The sequence below is a fragment of the Streptomyces sp. NBC_00461 genome (assembly GCF_036013935.1).
In the GTDB taxonomy this organism is placed as follows: domain Bacteria; phylum Actinomycetota; class Actinomycetes; order Streptomycetales; family Streptomycetaceae; genus Streptomyces.
In genome coordinates, this window is record NZ_CP107902.1 from 4,646,116 (window position 1) to 4,661,416 (window position 15,301).

Consider the following 15,301-nt stretch of genomic DNA (forward strand, 5'->3'; position numbering starts at 1 on the left):
GCTTGCGAGGCTCGGCCAATGACGCCCTCCGTGCCGAAGCCTTCGCCACTCCCCGAGGGGCCCGCGGGCAATGGGGACGCTCTCCGCTCCGTGCAAGCGCTCCCACCCGCGCTTTCCGACGCGCCCGTATCGCTCGGAACGCGGAAGAATGGGTTCATGAGTCAGCCAGAAACCGCCCAGGCACAGGTCCAGCACGCGCAGCCCTCCGTGGGCTCCATAGCCGCGCACCGCCCGCACACTGTGTCGGCCGCGGTATCCGACCTGGAACCCGACATCGATGCGGACCTCGACGCCTACGAGGAAGCACCGTACGACGGGCCGCAACTGCCGCAGGGACGGTTCCTCGACCGGGAACGCAGCTGGCTCGCGTTCAACGAACGGGTCCTCGAACTCGCCGAGGACCCGAACACCCCGCTGCTCGAACGGGCCAACTTCCTCGCGATCTTCGCCAGCAACCTGGACGAGTTCTTCATGGTCCGCGTGGCCGGACTGAAGCGCCGTATCGCCACCGGCGTGGCCACCCGTTCCGCCTCCGGCCTCCAGCCCCGCGAGGTCCTGGAGATGATCTGGGCCCGCTCGCGCGAACTCATGGCCCGGCACGCCGCCTGCTACCACGAGGACGTCGCCCCCGCGCTCGCGGAGGAGGGCATCCACCTGGTCCGCTGGGCCGAGCTGACGGAGAAGGAGCAGGCGCGCCTCTTCACCCTCTTCCGGCACCAGATCTTCCCGGTCCTGACCCCCCTCGCCGTCGACCCCGCGCACCCCTTCCCGTACATCTCGGGTCTCTCGCTGAACCTCGCGGTCGTCGTACGCAACCCCGTCACCGGCCACAAGCACTTCGCCCGGGTCAAGGTCCCGCCGCTGCTGTCCCGCTTCCTGGAGAGCTCCCCCGGCCGATACGTCCCCATCGAGGACGTCATCGCCGCCCATCTGGAGGAGCTGTTCCCGGGCATGGAGGTCCTGGAGCACCACGCCTTCCGCCTCACCCGCAACGAGGACCTGGAGGTCGAGGAGGACGACGCCGAGAACCTCCTCCAGGCCCTGGAGCGGGAGCTCATGCGGCGCCGTTTCGGGCCGCCGGTGCGCCTGGAGGTCGAGGAGTCCATCGACCGCGAGGTCCTCGACCTGCTGGTGCGCGAGCTGAAGATCAGCGAGGCCGAGGTCTACCCGCTGCCGGGTCCGCTGGACCTCACGGGCCTGTTCCGCATCGCCTCCCTGGACCGGCCCGAGCTCAAGTACAAGAAGTTCATCGCCGGCGTCCACCGTGACCTGGCCGAGGTCGAGTCGGCGTCCTCGCCCGACATCTTCGCGGCCCTGCGCACCCGGGACGTGCTGCTGCACCACCCGTACGACTCCTTCTCGACGTCGGTGCAGGCCTTCCTGCAGCAGGCGGCCGAGGACGACGACGTACTGGCCATCAAGCAGACCCTGTACCGGACCTCCGGCGACTCCCCGATAGTCGACGCGCTCATCGACGCCGCCGAGGCCGGCAAGCAGGTCCTCGTCCTGGTCGAGATCAAGGCCCGCTTCGACGAGCACGCCAACATCAAGTGGGCGCGCAAGCTGGAGGAGGCCGGCTGCCACGTCGTCTACGGCCTGGTCGGCCTCAAGACGCACTGCAAGCTGTCCCTGGTGGTCCGTCAGGAGGGCGACACGCTACGGCGTTACAGCCACGTCGGCACCGGCAACTACCACCCCAAGACGGCCCGCCTCTACGAGGACCTGGGTCTGCTGACGGCCGACCCGCAGGTGGGCGCCGACCTCTCGGACCTCTTCAACCGCCTGTCCGGCTACTCCCGCCGGGAGACCTACCGCCGTCTCCTGGTCGCCCCCAAGTCCCTTCGCGACGGCCTGATCTCGCGGATCAACAAAGAGGCCCAGCACCACCGTGCGGGGCGTCCGGCCTTCATCCGCATCAAGGTCAACTCGATGGTCGACGAGGCGCTCATCGACGCGCTCTACCGTGCGTCCCAGGCCGGCGTGCCGGTCGACGTCTGGGTGCGCGGCATCTGCGCGATCCGACCGGGCGTCACGGGCCTATCGGAGAACATCCGGGTCCGCTCGATCCTCGGCCGCTTCCTCGAACACTCCCGTGTCTTCGCCTTCGGCAACGGCGGCGAACCCGAGGTGTGGATCGGCAGCGCCGACATGATGCACCGCAACCTCGACCGCCGTATCGAGGCCCTGGTCAGGGTTACCGACCCGGCCCACCGCGCAGCCCTGAACCGGCTGTTGGAGACCGGCATGTCCGACACCACTTCCTCCTGGCATCTCGGCCCGGACGGCGAGTGGATCCGGCACGCCACCGACGCGGACGGCCAACCCCTGCGCAACGTCCAGGAGATGCTCATAGACGCCCGGAGGCGCCGGCGTGGCACAGCAACACCTTGACCCGACGGACCCCACGGCCGGGCCCGCCCCCGCTCTCGGCTCCGCCCGAGTGGGAGGTCCCCCCACAGGCGAAGCCCTCGCGGGCTACCTGCGGGCCCAGGCCACGGAGTTCCTCCGCGCCCTGCGGCTGCACCGGGAGACCGGCCCCGCGGCAGGCAACGGCACGGAGAATCCCGTCGACGCGGCACGCGCCCTGCGCCGCTCGGTCCGCCGCATCAGCGGCAGCCTGCACACCTTCCGCCCTCTGCTGGAGACCGACTGGTCCGAGGGACTGCGACCCGAACTGGCCTGGCTGTCAGGGACGTTGTCGATGGAACACGCGTACGCGGCCCGGCTGGAACGGCTGCTGCTGGCGCTGCACAGGCTGTCGGGGGCAGCGGTGTTCCCTGCCCAGTCGGCGGCCACAGCACCTGCTTCGCCCACCGGCGGACCCGCCACGACCGCGGCCACCACCGACCGGGGCAACCTGACCGTCGGCGCGGCCAAAGCCGGAGCCCTGCTCGAACGCCAGCTCACCCTCGCCCGGACCCGAGCCCACAGCACCGCCCTCCAGGCGTTGGGTTCGAGCCGCTTCCACGCCGTCGCGGACAAGGTCGCCGTCCTGGCCAGCGAGGTCCCCCTCACGCCCGGCGCCGCCACCACCGACCTGTGCGTCCTGGCCGCCGCGGCCGAGGACCGCCTGACCGACGCCGTGACCGCGCTCCCCCTCGTCACCGCGGGCAGCCCCTACAACGCGGAGGCCCTGATCCACGGCTTGTCCCCGGATCCGGACCCGCACCCCCAGGACGCCCCCTGGCACCAGGTCCGCCTGCTCCTGCGCCTGCACCGCTACGCCCGCGAGACCCTCCACGGCACGGACGGCCCGATCGACGTCCGCCTGCTGACCGCGGGCCAGGCCCTCGACCGGCACCGCGACGCCTCGGAGGCGGCGGCCGCCGCGGCCTCGGCGGCCCGCACCCCGCGGATCGCCCCGGCGACGGCGTACTCGCTCGGGGTACTCCACGCAGATCAGCGGCACGAGGTGGAGGCGGCCCGCTTCGCCTTCCAGCAGTGCTGGCAGAAGCAGGCGGTGAGCACGCCCTGAGCCGGCGACCCCGGCGCCCGCAACCCCTGTCGAGTACTAAGGGCTGTCCCGTAAATGATCTGCAGGCTGGTGAGGGTACGGTTGGCCGACGCTCCAACCGCTTGTCTATCCGGCGATGTTGAGGTTGTGCAGGCGCGCGATGCCGGACATTGCGTGGTGCACGCCGTCGCCGCGCAGGCGGCAGTCGCGCAGGATCTTCCAGGTCTTCATGCGGGCGAAGGTGTGCTCGACGCGGGCGCGGACTTGCTTGTGACTCTTGTTGTGGGCCTGTTTCCAGTCCGGGAGTTCCTCGTCCTTGGTTCGGCGGTGCGGGATGACCAGCCCGGTGCCGCGGTAGCCGCCGTCCGCGATGGTTGTGGTGGTGCCGACGGCGGCCTTGGCGCCGGACTCGGCCCAGGCCCGGCAGTCGTTACGGTTTCCCGGCAGTGGCCGACCGACCACGACTACGAGGCGGGTGTCGGCGTCGATGACGACCTGATGGTTGGTGGAGTACCGGTAGTTCTTCGACTGCTCGGCGACCTTGTGGTCGCGCGTGGGTACCAGGGGTCCCGTCGACGATCAGAACGGCGTCCTTCGCGAACCGCTGCCGCGGTTGGATGGCCAGCTTCGGTCCGAGGTGGTCGATCACGCGGTCGGCGGCGGACTTCGACACCCCGAACAGGGGGGCGAGTTGCCGCATCGTGAGGTTGGTCCGCCAGCACGCGGCGACCAGCAGCACCCGGTCTTCCAGGGGGAGCTTCCAGGGCCGACCGCGGGCCAGTGTGTCGGGGCCCTCGCGACGAAGCGCGGTCACCAACTTACTGAAGGCACGCGGGTTCAGCCCGGTGAACGGGGCTATCCAGGACGGCTCCGACGCCGTGATCACACCAGCATCCCATCCAGTTACCGGCGCCCGCTGTTCTCAGGCAGGAGCGCGGGCTGGCCACGCGCCTTACAACATCCAAATGCTCAGTGAACGCAGAACTCGTTGTCCTCTGGGTCGTGCATCACGGCGAAGAAAGAACCTGAGCCTTCCGAGTCCTCCATGCGCAATCGGGATGCGCCCACGGTCTCCAGCCGCGCCACCTCGGCGAGCACTCGCTCCTTGCGATCGGCGAACGGAACGCTACGCCCTCCGCCCACACCCAGATCAAGGTGGAGCCGGTTCTTGACGACCTTCCCCTCGGGTACCTGCTGGAACCAGATCCGCGGACCGACGCCGTCTGGGTCGATGACGGAGTCACTGCAGTCCCCTTCGCCCAGCTCCTCCTCTGCCAGGCCTTGGCCCAGCCAGTACGCGCGCCAGGTAGCGAACGGTGCAGGCGGCGGCTCGACTTTATAACCCAGCGCAGTGGCCCAGAACCTCGCGAGCCGCTCCGGATCAGCACAGTCGATGGTCAGCTGAAGTTTAGGACTAGTGGTCACCGGCCAACTGTACTAACCGTGCGAGCACTGACTCTGCGTCTTGGACCCAGGCGTCGGCGGATGCCGCAGCGGGCCAGCATCGTGCTCTCACCCGAACCATGGAAACATCACCCCGCACATCAGGCCGGTGGTACCAGGGGCGCTATAGCGCACCCCTGGACCCCGCCCAGCGAGGCATCCTCACGCGCGAATGCGAGTTTCGTCGTGGTCCAGATCCGTGCGCGCGTGAGGTCACCACTCACGTTGGCCAGCCACTTTCCGCCGTCGAGGGGAACTGAGCCGACTTCTCGCCGTGTGCCGGCACCCGCCCGTCCCAGCCGCCGTTTCCGCTAGTTCCGGCACCTTCGAGCGTGCTCCTGGGCGGCGAACTGCGCAGGACCCGCACCCGTGATCAGGATCGGCCGTCGACAGCCCTGGCACCGGATGAACTCTCCGCGCCGGTCCGCCTCGCGGGTTCGAGGGTTTCGGCGAGCCAGGTTTCGGCGTCGGTGAGGCCGGTTCCGGCGTAGACCCAGTCGAGAAGCCCCGCCCCTCCTTGCAGGGCGGCAGGGCTTCGCTGTCGGGGGGAGATCCACCGGCACTCTGGCGACCACCGCCTCTGACCTGCGTCATACCGCCGTCATACACGATTCCTTCACCCTGTAGGACACCCGCAAGTCCGGAATGACACCGAGTTCTTCGTGGCCGTTCCTCCACGCCAGTTCGAGGATGTTGGCCGCGACGGTCAGAGCCCACTTGGTTGCATCACTGTCCGACATGCCCGCCTGCCCGATAACACTGAGTGCTCGCCTCAGCTTGTCGTCCCGGCGGACAGACAGCACCTTGGAAGTCTTCTCACTCATACTGCCGCCTCCCCCGGAGCCGCAGCGTTGAACAGAGCAGTCAGCACCCCGCGCTGATCCTCACCAGGCTCAGGCGCCCTCTCCAACTGTGTCGCCACCCACTCAGCAACGCTGAGAGTCGACGGCCCGTCCCAGCGCCGTTCCTGTTGCTCCCCCATCACAGCTCCCTGATGTCTTCGTCCGTGACGATGACGATCAGCGCAGCTGAGATGAGATCGCGGTCCCTGTCGTGTGTGACTCGATCACGGGCTTCGTCCGGCCGAAGCCACACAAGATCGCTCACTTCGTCGTTGGATTCGAACGTTCCGCCCGTCGCTTCAGCTGCCCAGTAGCGGACTTCCTTGCGTCGGTTCTGATGATCGATGTACCGAGCTGTGGGGAGAGCCGCTCCCAGACGGCACGTGTGGCCGGTCTCTTCCAGCACCTCCCGGCGGGCCGCCTCTTCGTGCGTCTCCCCCCGCTTCAGCTTTCCCTTGGGCCAGGACCAGTCAGCCCACCTAGGCCTGTAGACCAACGCCAGTTCCAGCTGATGAGCGGACGAACGGCGCCACAGCACGCAGCCCGCCGCCTGGACCACGGATGCACGTTCCATGGTCTCTATGTTGCCGTGGTGCTCTCGAATACGCCCTGACCTGCGACGCTGTTGACCGTGGTTGAAGTTCATACGACGACTGGTCCCATCCCAAGGGCAAGCTCAAGCGCGGCGAGGACCACCTGAGCGGCGCGCTGCGCGAGGTGGCCGAGGAGTCGGGCTACACCGCGGACCCGGGCGCCGAGCTGTCCACGCTGCGCTACGTCGCGAACGGCCGCCCCAAACAGGTCCGTTACTGGGCGGCCGAGGCGGTCTCGGGAAGCTTCGCTCCCAACACGGAGGTGGACCGCATCCTGTGGCTCTCCCCCGCCGCGGCCCGCAGCCGTCTGACCCAGTACCGGGACCGCACCCTCGTGGACGAACTGCTGACCGTCCTGCGTCACACCGGACCGGACAGAACCCGCTGATCAGTAAGCGGCCAGATGGCCCTCGGCGTCGGCCCGGGCCAGGCTGCGGGCTCTGCGAGCCGGGCCACGCCACCCGCAGCTGCACCGTGCCATACAGAACCGGCCCTGTTCGACCGTCGTCGTGCGATGTTCTTGCTGCGCCACTCCGACAACGTTACCCACCCCCTCCATGGCGCATCCCTCACCTCCAGCCATCACCTGCCTCCGGCAGCGGGCTCCCTCTACGCGTGACGGCCCCCTCCGGCCGTCGTTAAGCGGAACGACAGGGGGCCCGTGACGGACGTACCGGCTGGGGGTAGCAGGCGATGGCGGAGCGGCAGCACAGAGGCACGGTCGTCGCGGCAGGACTCATGGTCTGTGTCTGCGTGGGGACCGGCGGATGCTCCGGCACCCGCTCCGCCGCGGCGGACTCCCGCGCCTCGGACCCCGTCGAGATCCTGCACCGCGCCGCGAACACCCTGGTGGAATCGGGCACGTCGAAGGCCACCACGTCGATGGAGATGGCCACCGGCGGCACCCGCGTCACCATCCGCGGCGAGGGCGACTACGACTACCGCCGCCGGCTCGGCCGGCTGAAGGTGCAGCTCCCGCAGACCCCGGCCGGCGCCGCCGAGCACCGGCCGATCACCGAACTCCTCGCGCCCGGCGCCCTGTTCATGAAGAACCGGGGCGCGGGCGTGCCCGCCGACAAGTGGGTACGGGTCGACACGACCGACCTCTCCGACGGCAACCTGGTGACCGGCGGCGTCACCGACCCGTACACCGCGGCCGAGTTGCTGCTCGGCACGCGCACGGCGACGTACGTCGGCCGGACCGAACTCGCCGGGGTCGCGGTGCGGCACTACCGCGGCACCGCCGACCTCGCGAGCGCGGCGAAGGGCGCCTCGGAAGGCGTCCGGGAGTCCCTGGCCACGGCGGCGAAAGGGTTCGCCACGGCCGAGGTCCCGTTCGACGTCTACCTCGACGACCAGGGCCGCATCCGCAAGATCCGGCACCGCTTCAGCTTCGTCAACGGCCACCGCAAGGACACCGTCGCGGTCGCCTCGACGACGCTGCTGTACGACTTCGGGGTCCGCGTCGACGTACGGTTGCCGGCGTCGAAGGACATCTACGCAGGGAAGATCGCCGAGCAGTAGGGCCGCGTGGTGGGTGACGCCGGGGGCGTCAAGAACTAGCCCGTCCGTGCCATGCGCGGTGTGTAGGCCGCTCCCTACTCTAGGAAGTCGGTAACGGCAGAGAAGAGGTGATGCACGTGGCTCCGGTCGGCGGTACGGCAGTCCAGGACCACGTGGCCCTCGCCGAGATCGAGCTGTGCGGCGAGCTGATCATCGCGGCCTCGGCCGCCGAGGACCGGCTCAGCCTGGAGAGCATCGACGAGGTGCTGAAAGTGGCCGAAGAGCGTGACTCCTCCGGCGACTAGCCGGAGGCCCCCTTCGCCCGGCCATCGACCGGCGGACGTCAGGTGCGCAGCAGCCGCCCGATCGCCTTCGTCGCCTCCTCGACCTTCGCCTCGACCTCGTCGCCGCCCTTGACCGCGGCATCGGCGACGCAGTGGCGCAGGTGTTCCTCCAGGAGCTGCAGTGCGAAGGACTGCAGGGCCTTGGTGGAGGCGGACACCTGGGTGAGTATGTCGATGCAGTAGACGTCCTCGTCGACCATCCGCTGCAGACCGCGGATCTGCCCCTCGATGCGGCGCAGGCGCTTGAGATGCTCGTCCTTCTGCTTGTGATACCCGTGCGTCGTGGTGTTCGTGCCGGTCGTGCTCTGCGTGCCGTTGCCGGAGGGCGCCGTCGCGCCGGCCTCGGTGGTCGTCATCGCGTCCTCCCGCAAGACGTGCGGACATATACCCCAGGTGGGTATATGGTATCGAACTTTGCTGGGTATAGGGCCCTTGGCCAACGCCTGATCCGGACCCCCGTACAGCCCCCGTGCCGACCACTCTGCACGATGGGCGACACTGGAGGACGGCCCATTAGCCGTGGCCGGATGATGCGCCTAGCATCAGCCTGACCGAAACCGATGCATCCCGAGGACCCCACGTGCGCTTTCGTCTGACCCCCAGGGAGACGAGCTTCTATGACATGTTCGCCGCGTCCGCGGACAACATCGTCACGGGCTCGAAGCTCCTGATGGAACTGCTCGGGGCGGACACCGCCGGCCGGGCCGAGATCGCAGAGCGTATGCGGGCAGCGGAACACGCGGGTGACGACGCCACGCACGCGATCTTCCACCAGCTGAACTCCTCGTTCATCACGCCCTTCGACCGCGAGGACATCTACAACCTCGCGTCGTCCCTCGACGACATCATGGACTTCATGGAGGAGGCCGTCGACCTGGTCGTCCTCTACAACGTCGAGGAACTCCCCAAGGGCGTCGAGCAGCAGATCGAGGTGCTCTCGCGGGCGGCCGAGCTGACCGCCGAGGCCATGCCGAACCTGCGCACCATGGACAACCTGACCGAGTACTGGATCGAGGTCAACCGCCTGGAGAACCAGGCCGACCAGATCCACCGCAAGCTCCTCGCGCATCTCTTCAGCGGCAAGTACGAAGCCATCGAGGTGCTCAAGCTCAAGCAGATCGTGGACGTGCTGGAAGAGGCCGCCGACGCATTCGAGCACGTGGCGAACACGGTGGAGACCATCGCCGTCAAGGAGTCCTGACTCCTTCATGGACACCTTCGCTCTGGTCGTGACCATCGCGGTCGCGCTCTTCTTCACGTATACCAACGGCTTCCACGACTCGGCGAACGCCATCGCCACGTCCGTCTCCACCCGGGCGCTCACGCCCCGGGCCGCGCTGGCGATGGCGGCTGTGATGAACCTCGCCGGAGCCTTCCTCGGCTCCGGGGTCGCCAAGACCGTCAGCGAGGGCCTGATCGAGACGCCCGCGGGCTCGAAGGGGATGGGCATCCTCTTCGCCGCGCTGGTCGGTGCCATCGTCTGGAACCTGGTCACCTGGTACTTCGGCCTTCCCTCTTCCTCCTCCCACGCGCTGTTCGGCGGCATGGTGGGCGCCGCGCTGGCCAGCGGCACCGGGGTGATCTGGAGCGGCGTCCTCGACAAGGTCGTCATCCCGATGTTCGTCTCCCCGGTCGTCGGCCTGCTCGTCGGCTATCTGGTGATGGCGGCCATCATGTGGATCTTCCGGCGGGCCAACCCGCACAAGGCCAAGCGCGGCTTCCGGATAGCGCAGACGGTGTCCGCGGCCGGCATGGCACTGGGCCATGGCCTCCAGGACGCCCAGAAGACCATGGGTGTCGTAGTGATGGCCCTGGTGATTTCCGGCCACGGGACCTACAACGACCCGATTCCGGTCTGGGTGAAGATCGTCTGCGCCGTGATGCTGTCGCTGGGCACGTACGCGGGCGGCTGGCGCATCATGCGCACGCTGGGCCGGAAGATCATCGAACTCGACCCGCCACAGGGCTTCGCCGCGGAGACCACCGGCGCGGCGATCATGTTCAGCACCGCCTACCTCTTCAAGGCCCCGGTCTCGACGACCCACGTCATCACCTCGGCGATCATGGGCGTCGGCGCCACGAAGCGCGTGAACGCCGTCCGCTGGGGCGTCGCCAAGAACATCGTCATGGGCTGGTTCATCACGATGCCGGCTGCGGCGCTGGTAGCAGGGGGAGCATTCGGCGTCGTGAACCTCGCGTTCCTGTAGGACATTGCCGACCGCGCGGGCTTCCGCTGCCGCGCAGGGTTCCGCTCCCTGGCGGGCTTCCGCTGCCGCGGGGGTTTCTGCTCCCCGGCGGGCTTGCGCGCTCCCGCGGGCTTGCCTCCCTCGTGGGCGTCCTGGGCTCAGGCTTCCGTTCCCTCGCGGGCGCCCGTGCCCTCGCAGGCTTCCCTCCCCCCGCAGGGAAGCCTGCGAGGGCAGGGATTTTCCTGATCCCGCCGGAACTTCTTCGACGCCGGTCGGCACATCTCAGCCCGTCCGGCGTTTGAGGACGAGGCCGAAGGCCGATTGGGGGTCTGGGGGCGAAGCCCCCAGGGACGCGCACCCCACACACCCGCACAGACAAACCCCACGCACCCCCACACAACGACGACGGGCCCGCCCCCAAATAGGGGCGGGCCCTTCACCGTCCCCACGGTGGCACCGCCATGCAGCACCGCGGGGGGTCCAATCACGGCCTAACCGAAGCGGCCGGAAATGTAGTCCTCGGTCGCCTGAACCGACGGGTTGGAGAAGATCCGCTCCGTGTCGTCGATCTCGATCAGCTTGCCGGGCTGACCGACCGCCGCGAGGTTGAAGAAGGCCGTACGGTCCGAGACACGCGCCGCCTGCTGCATGTTGTGCGTCACGATGACGATCGTGAAGCGCTCCTTCAGCTCACCGATCAGGTCCTCGATGGCAAGGGTGGAGATCGGGTCAAGCGCGGAGCAGGGCTCGTCCATCAACAGCACCTTCGGCTCCACCGCGATCGCCCGCGCGATGCACAGACGCTGCTGCTGACCACCGGACAGACCCGAGCCGGGCTTGTTCAGACGGTCCTTGACCTCGTTCCAGAGGTTCGCGCCCTTGAGGGACTTCTCCACTACGTCGCTGAGCTCGCTCTTCTTGTACGAGCCGTTGAGGCGCAGACCGGCCGCCACGTTGTCGAAGACGGACATCGTGGGGAACGGGTTGGGACGCTGGAAGACCATGCCGACCTCACGCCGCACGGCCACCGGGTCGACCCCGGCGCCGTACAGGTTCTCGTCGTCGAGCATGACCTTGCCCTCGACCCGGCCGCCCGACGTCACCTCGTGCATCCGGTTGAGGGTGCGCAGGAAGGTGGACTTGCCGCAGCCGGACGGGCCGATGAAGGCCGTGACGGTGCGGGGCTCGACGGTCATCGAGATGTCCTCGATGGCCCGGAAGGAGCCGTAGTAGGCGCTGAGGCCGCTGACGTCAATTCGCTTGGCCATGGAAATCACTGCTTCTTTCGAGGGGGAATCTGGTCGCTGTATGGCCGCGTCAGCGACCGGACTTCGGGGCCTTCCAGCGGGCGATGCCGCGGGCCGCGAGGTTGAGGATCATCACGAAGGCGATCAGCGTGAGCGACGCCGCCCAGGCTCGGTCGTACGCCGCGTTCGCGCCTGCGCTCTGCGAGTACTGCTGATAGATGTACAGCGGCAGCGACTGCTGCGCACCCTCGAAGGGGTTGTTGTTGATGAACCGGTTGCCGAACACCAGCAGCAGCACCGGCGCGGTCTCACCGGCGATACGGGCGATGGCCAGCATGATGCCGGTCGTGATGCCGCCGATGGAGGTCGGCAGGACCACCTTCAGGATGGTGCGCCACTTCGGGACGCCGAGCGCGAGGGACGCCTCACGCAGCTCGTTCGGGACGAGCTTGAGCATCTCCTCCGTGGAGCGCACGACCACCGGCATCATCAGGATGGCCAGGGCCAGCGAACCGGCGAAGCCGAAGGGCTCCATGTTGAAGATCAGCATCAGCGACAGGATGAACAGGCCCGCGACGATGGACGGGACGCCGGTCATGACGTCGACGAAGAAGGTGATGGCCCGGGAGAGACCACCGCGGCCGTACTCCACGAGGTAGACCGCGGTGAGCACACCGATCGGCGCGGCGATCACCGTGGCGAGGCCGACCTGCTCCAGGCTGCCGATGATGGCGTGGTAGATGCCACCGCCCGGCTGGGAGTCGGCGACCACACCCATCGAGTGGGTCAGGAAGTAGATGTCGAGGACCTTCACACCGCGCGAGACGGTCGTCCACACCAGGGAGACGAGCGGCACGACGGCGAGCAGGAAGGCGACCCAGACCAGAGCGGTCGCGATGCGGTCCTTGGCCTGGCGGCGGCCCTCGACGCCCGCGGCGATGCCGTACGTGGCGACGAGGAAGAGGAGGCCGGCGATCAGGCCCCACTGGACCTTGCTGTCGAGCCCGGCGCCGAGGCCGATGCCGACGGACACGGCCAGGGAGCCGGCGGCGATCGCCCACGGCGACCACTTCGGCAGCGAGGCACCGCGCAGGCTGCTGGGGCGCTTTTCGGTGATGGCGGCGTTGCTCATGCGTTGGCCCCCGAGTACTCCTTGCGGCGGGCGATGATCATGCGAGCCGCGCCGTTGACCAGCAGGGTGATGACGAACAGGACCAGACCGGAGGCGATCAGCGCGTCACGGCCGAACTCGTCCGCCTCGCCGAACTTGCTGGCGATGTTCTGGGCGAAGGTGCCGCCGCCCGGGTTGAGCAGGCTGGCGTGGATCAGGAAGTCGGGGGAGAGCACGGTGGCCACGGCCATCGTCTCGCCGAGCGCGCGCCCCAGGCCCAGCATCGAGGCGGAGATCACGCCCGAGCGACCGAAGGGGATGACGGCCATGCGGATGACCTCCCAGCGCGTGGCGCCGAGGGCCAGGGCCGCCTCCTCGTGCATCTGCGGGACCTGGCGGAAGACCTCGCGGCTCACGTTGGTGATGATCGGCAGGATCATGATCGCGAGCAGGATGCCGACGGTGAGCATCGAGCGCGGGGCGCCCTCTTCCCACGAGAAGATGCCGGTCCAGCCGAAGTAGCTGTTGAGCCAGCCGAAGAGGCCGTTCATGTGCGGTACGAGGATCAGCGCGCCCCACAGGCCGTACACGATGGACGGCACGGCGGCGAGCAGGTCGATCACGTACGCGATGGGACCGCGCAGCCTGCGCGGGGCGTAGTGCGTGAGGAACAGCGCGATGGCCACGGCGATCGGGACCGCGATGACCATGGCGATGATCGAGGAGATCACCGTGCCGTAGGCCAGGACGGCGATGCCGAAGCTCGGCGGGTTGACGCTGGTGTTCCACTCGAAGGTGGTGAGGAAGTTGCCGTGGTCCTTGCTGATGGCGAGGGAGGCACGGTAGGTGAGGAAGACCGCGATCGCGGCCATGACCACCAACAGGAAGATGCCCGACCCACGGGAGAGACCGAGGAAGATCCGGTCACCGGGTCGGGTGGCGCCGCGGGCCGCACGTTTTTCTTCGGCGGAGGGCTGCGGGCTGGGGGGAGGAGCGTCGGTTATCTGTGTGGAAGTGTCCATCGGGTTCTCCGGTCTGCGGAACCGCACATGGGGTGCGGCTCTGCGAAGCCGTACGCGACATACGGCTCATGGCGGCGGTGCACCGGACGGTGTGGTCCGGTCCCGGGGCAGGCCCGGGACCGGACCACACGCTCAGATCAGCTAAGGCCCTCGATGGTGGTACGGACCTTGGAGATGATGTCGGCGGGGATGGGGGCGTACTTCAGGTTGGTCAGGAGACCCTGGCCGTCCTCGGAGGCGATGTAGCGCAGGAACGCCTTGGTCGCCGGGAGGGTGTCGGCCTTGTTGCCCTTGTCACACGCGATCTCGTACGTGACCAGGGTGATCGGGTACGCGCCGTCGGCCTTGGTCGCGTAGTTCAGCTGGAGCGACAGGTCCTTGCCCGTGCCCACGACCTTCGCGTCGGCGATGGCCTTGGAGGCGGCGTCGCTGCTGGGGGCGACCGGCGCGCTGGCACCCGTGTTGATGCTGACGGCCTTCACGCCGTCGGCGACGTAGGAGAGCTCGAAGTAACCGATGGCGCCGTTGGTCTGCTTGACCTGGGCGGCCACACCGGAGGACTGCGCGGCGGACTGGCCGCCCTTGGCCTGCCAGGCCTTACCGCCCGAGTAGGTCCAGTCGCTCGCGGAGGCGGCCTTCAGGTACTTGGTGAAGTTGTCCGTGGTGCCGGACTCGTCCGAGCGGTGGAACGCCTGGATCTTGAGGTCGGGCAGCTTGGCGGACGGGTTCAGCTTCTTGATCGCCGGGTCGTTCCACTTGGTGATCTTGCTGTCGAAGATCTTCGCAAGGGTCGGAGCGTCCAGGACCAGGTTGTCCACGCCGGAGAGGTTGTAACCGACCGCGATCGGGCCGCCGACCATCGGAAGGTCGATGCCCTGGCCGCCGGAGCAGACCTTCTTGGAGGCGGTGACCTCTTCGGGCTTCAGCGCCGAGTCGGAACCGGCGAAGGCGAGCTGGCCCTGGGTGAAGGAGGTGACACCCGCGCCGGAGCCGCCGGCCTTGTAGTTGATCTGCACACCGCAGGCCTTGGAGAACTGCGCCACCCAGGCGTCGATCGCGTTCTTCTGCGCCGACGAACCGTCCGAGAGCAGCTGACCCTTGGCGTTGTCGCACTTGATCGAGCTGGCGGCGCCGGTGGCGGGCGCGCTGCTGCCGCCGTCGCTGCCGCTGGTGTCGTCCGAGCCGCACGCCGTGAGGACCAGGGCGCTCGAGGCGGCGATGGCACCGAGGGCGATGGCCCGCCGATTCATGCGCTGAAGCTTCACTTGAAAGAGTTCCTTCCAGGAGCCGCCGTCCTGAATACGGCGGCGTGCGGAGTAGAAGTCCGGATTGACGGGGGTCACGCCCGCAGAGGTGCGACCCACATCAGGTAAGGCCGAAATTAGGCAGAACAGGTGAAGGCACCTATGGCCGTAAATGAACGAGAGGTGAACCCCTGCAGTCGGTGTGGTTAGGTCACGGAATGCTCACGGGGAGAGCACATGAAGGTTCCGGCCTCACGGTGACACAGGGGTGACAATTCCCTCGGAACCCGAGGGGTCGGTGAGCCGTCTCGT

14 protein-coding genes and 2 pseudogenes are annotated in these 15,301 nt (G+C 68.2%); 7 read left to right on the top strand and 9 right to left on the bottom strand.

Features of this window, described 5'->3' with window-relative positions:
* Positions 1 to 156 precede the first annotated feature (156 nt).
* The gene (locus tag OG870_RS21745; protein ID WP_266517017.1) at positions 157 to 2,391 is read left to right on the top strand and encodes an RNA degradosome polyphosphate kinase; all 2,235 of its coding nucleotides are present in this window, start codon (positions 157 to 159) and stop codon (positions 2,389 to 2,391) included.
* Entirely contained in the window at positions 2,372 to 3,475 is a 1,104-nt protein-coding gene (locus tag OG870_RS21750) for a CHAD domain-containing protein (protein ID WP_266583441.1), read from the top strand. Before OG870_RS21745 ends, OG870_RS21750 begins: the two co-directional genes overlap by 20 nt.
* Before the next feature lie 105 nt (positions 3,476 to 3,580).
* Here the strand turns inward: OG870_RS21750 and OG870_RS21755 are convergent.
* From OG870_RS21755 to OG870_RS21770, 4 genes and pseudogenes are all read right to left on the bottom strand, one after another.
* Positions 3,581 to 4,340, bottom strand: a pseudogene (locus OG870_RS21755) (transposase).
* An 83-nt stretch (positions 4,341 to 4,423) separates the two neighbouring features.
* Entirely contained in the window at positions 4,424 to 4,879 is a 456-nt protein-coding gene (locus tag OG870_RS21760) for a VOC family protein (RefSeq protein WP_266583439.1), read from the bottom strand.
* A gap of 608 nt (positions 4,880 to 5,487) precedes the next feature.
* A complete protein-coding gene (locus OG870_RS21765) occupies positions 5,488 to 5,721 on the bottom strand; it encodes a hypothetical protein (protein ID WP_266583437.1) in 234 nt (77 codons plus the stop codon).
* 157 nt (positions 5,722 to 5,878) lie between these two features.
* Positions 5,879 to 6,313, bottom strand: coding sequence for an NUDIX hydrolase (locus OG870_RS21770; protein ID WP_266517023.1), 435 nt, complete (start codon positions 6,311 to 6,313; stop codon positions 5,879 to 5,881).
* A gap of 71 nt (positions 6,314 to 6,384) precedes the next feature.
* Here OG870_RS21770 and OG870_RS21775 point away from each other — a divergent pair.
* From OG870_RS21775 to OG870_RS21785, 3 genes and pseudogenes are all read left to right on the top strand, one after another.
* Positions 6,385 to 6,720, top strand: a pseudogene (locus OG870_RS21775) (NUDIX hydrolase); the annotation flags it as partial.
* A gap of 305 nt (positions 6,721 to 7,025) precedes the next feature.
* Positions 7,026 to 7,856 carry a hypothetical protein gene (locus OG870_RS21780; protein WP_266583435.1) on the top strand — a complete coding sequence of 277 codons (831 nt, stop codon included), beginning with the start codon at positions 7,026 to 7,028 and terminating at the stop codon, positions 7,854 to 7,856.
* Positions 7,857 to 7,966: 110 nt separating this feature from the next.
* Positions 7,967 to 8,140, top strand: coding sequence for a hypothetical protein (locus OG870_RS21785; protein WP_266517027.1), 174 nt, complete (start codon positions 7,967 to 7,969; stop codon positions 8,138 to 8,140).
* Positions 8,141 to 8,178: 38 nt separating this feature from the next.
* Here the strand turns inward: OG870_RS21785 and OG870_RS21790 are convergent, their stop codons facing one another.
* Complete coding sequence (locus tag OG870_RS21790; protein ID WP_266517029.1) at positions 8,179 to 8,535, bottom strand: metal-sensitive transcriptional regulator; 357 nt, start codon at positions 8,533 to 8,535, stop codon at positions 8,179 to 8,181.
* A gap of 224 nt (positions 8,536 to 8,759) precedes the next feature.
* On the opposite strand from OG870_RS21790, the gene OG870_RS21795 reads away from it, so the two are divergent.
* Together OG870_RS21795 and OG870_RS21800 are read left to right on the top strand one after the other, a co-directional pair.
* Complete coding sequence (locus OG870_RS21795) at positions 8,760 to 9,380, top strand: DUF47 domain-containing protein (RefSeq protein WP_266517031.1); 621 nt, start codon at positions 8,760 to 8,762, stop codon at positions 9,378 to 9,380.
* Between the two features lie 7 nt (positions 9,381 to 9,387).
* Positions 9,388 to 10,386, top strand: a complete 999-nt coding sequence (locus OG870_RS21800) for an inorganic phosphate transporter (RefSeq protein ID WP_266839661.1) — start codon at positions 9,388 to 9,390, stop codon at positions 10,384 to 10,386.
* A gap of 470 nt (positions 10,387 to 10,856) precedes the next feature.
* Here the strand turns inward: OG870_RS21800 and pstB are convergent, their stop codons facing one another.
* From pstB to pstS, 4 genes are all read right to left on the bottom strand, one after another.
* The gene (gene pstB / locus OG870_RS21805; RefSeq protein WP_266517036.1) at positions 10,857 to 11,633 is read right to left on the bottom strand and encodes a phosphate ABC transporter ATP-binding protein PstB; all 777 of its coding nucleotides are present in this window, start codon (positions 11,631 to 11,633) and stop codon (positions 10,857 to 10,859) included.
* A 49-nt stretch (positions 11,634 to 11,682) separates the two neighbouring features.
* A complete protein-coding gene (gene pstA / locus OG870_RS21810; protein ID WP_266517038.1) occupies positions 11,683 to 12,744 on the bottom strand; it encodes a phosphate ABC transporter permease PstA in 1,062 nt (353 codons plus the stop codon).
* On the bottom strand, positions 12,741 to 13,745 hold the full coding sequence (gene pstC / locus OG870_RS21815) for a phosphate ABC transporter permease subunit PstC (RefSeq protein WP_266517040.1): 1,005 nt from the start codon (positions 13,743 to 13,745) through the stop codon (positions 12,741 to 12,743). Before pstC ends, pstA begins: the two co-directional genes overlap by 4 nt.
* A gap of 137 nt (positions 13,746 to 13,882) precedes the next feature.
* Entirely contained in the window at positions 13,883 to 15,010 is a 1,128-nt protein-coding gene (gene pstS / locus OG870_RS21820) for a phosphate ABC transporter substrate-binding protein PstS (protein ID WP_266842142.1), read from the bottom strand.
* Between the last annotated feature and the right edge of the window lie 291 nt (positions 15,011 to 15,301).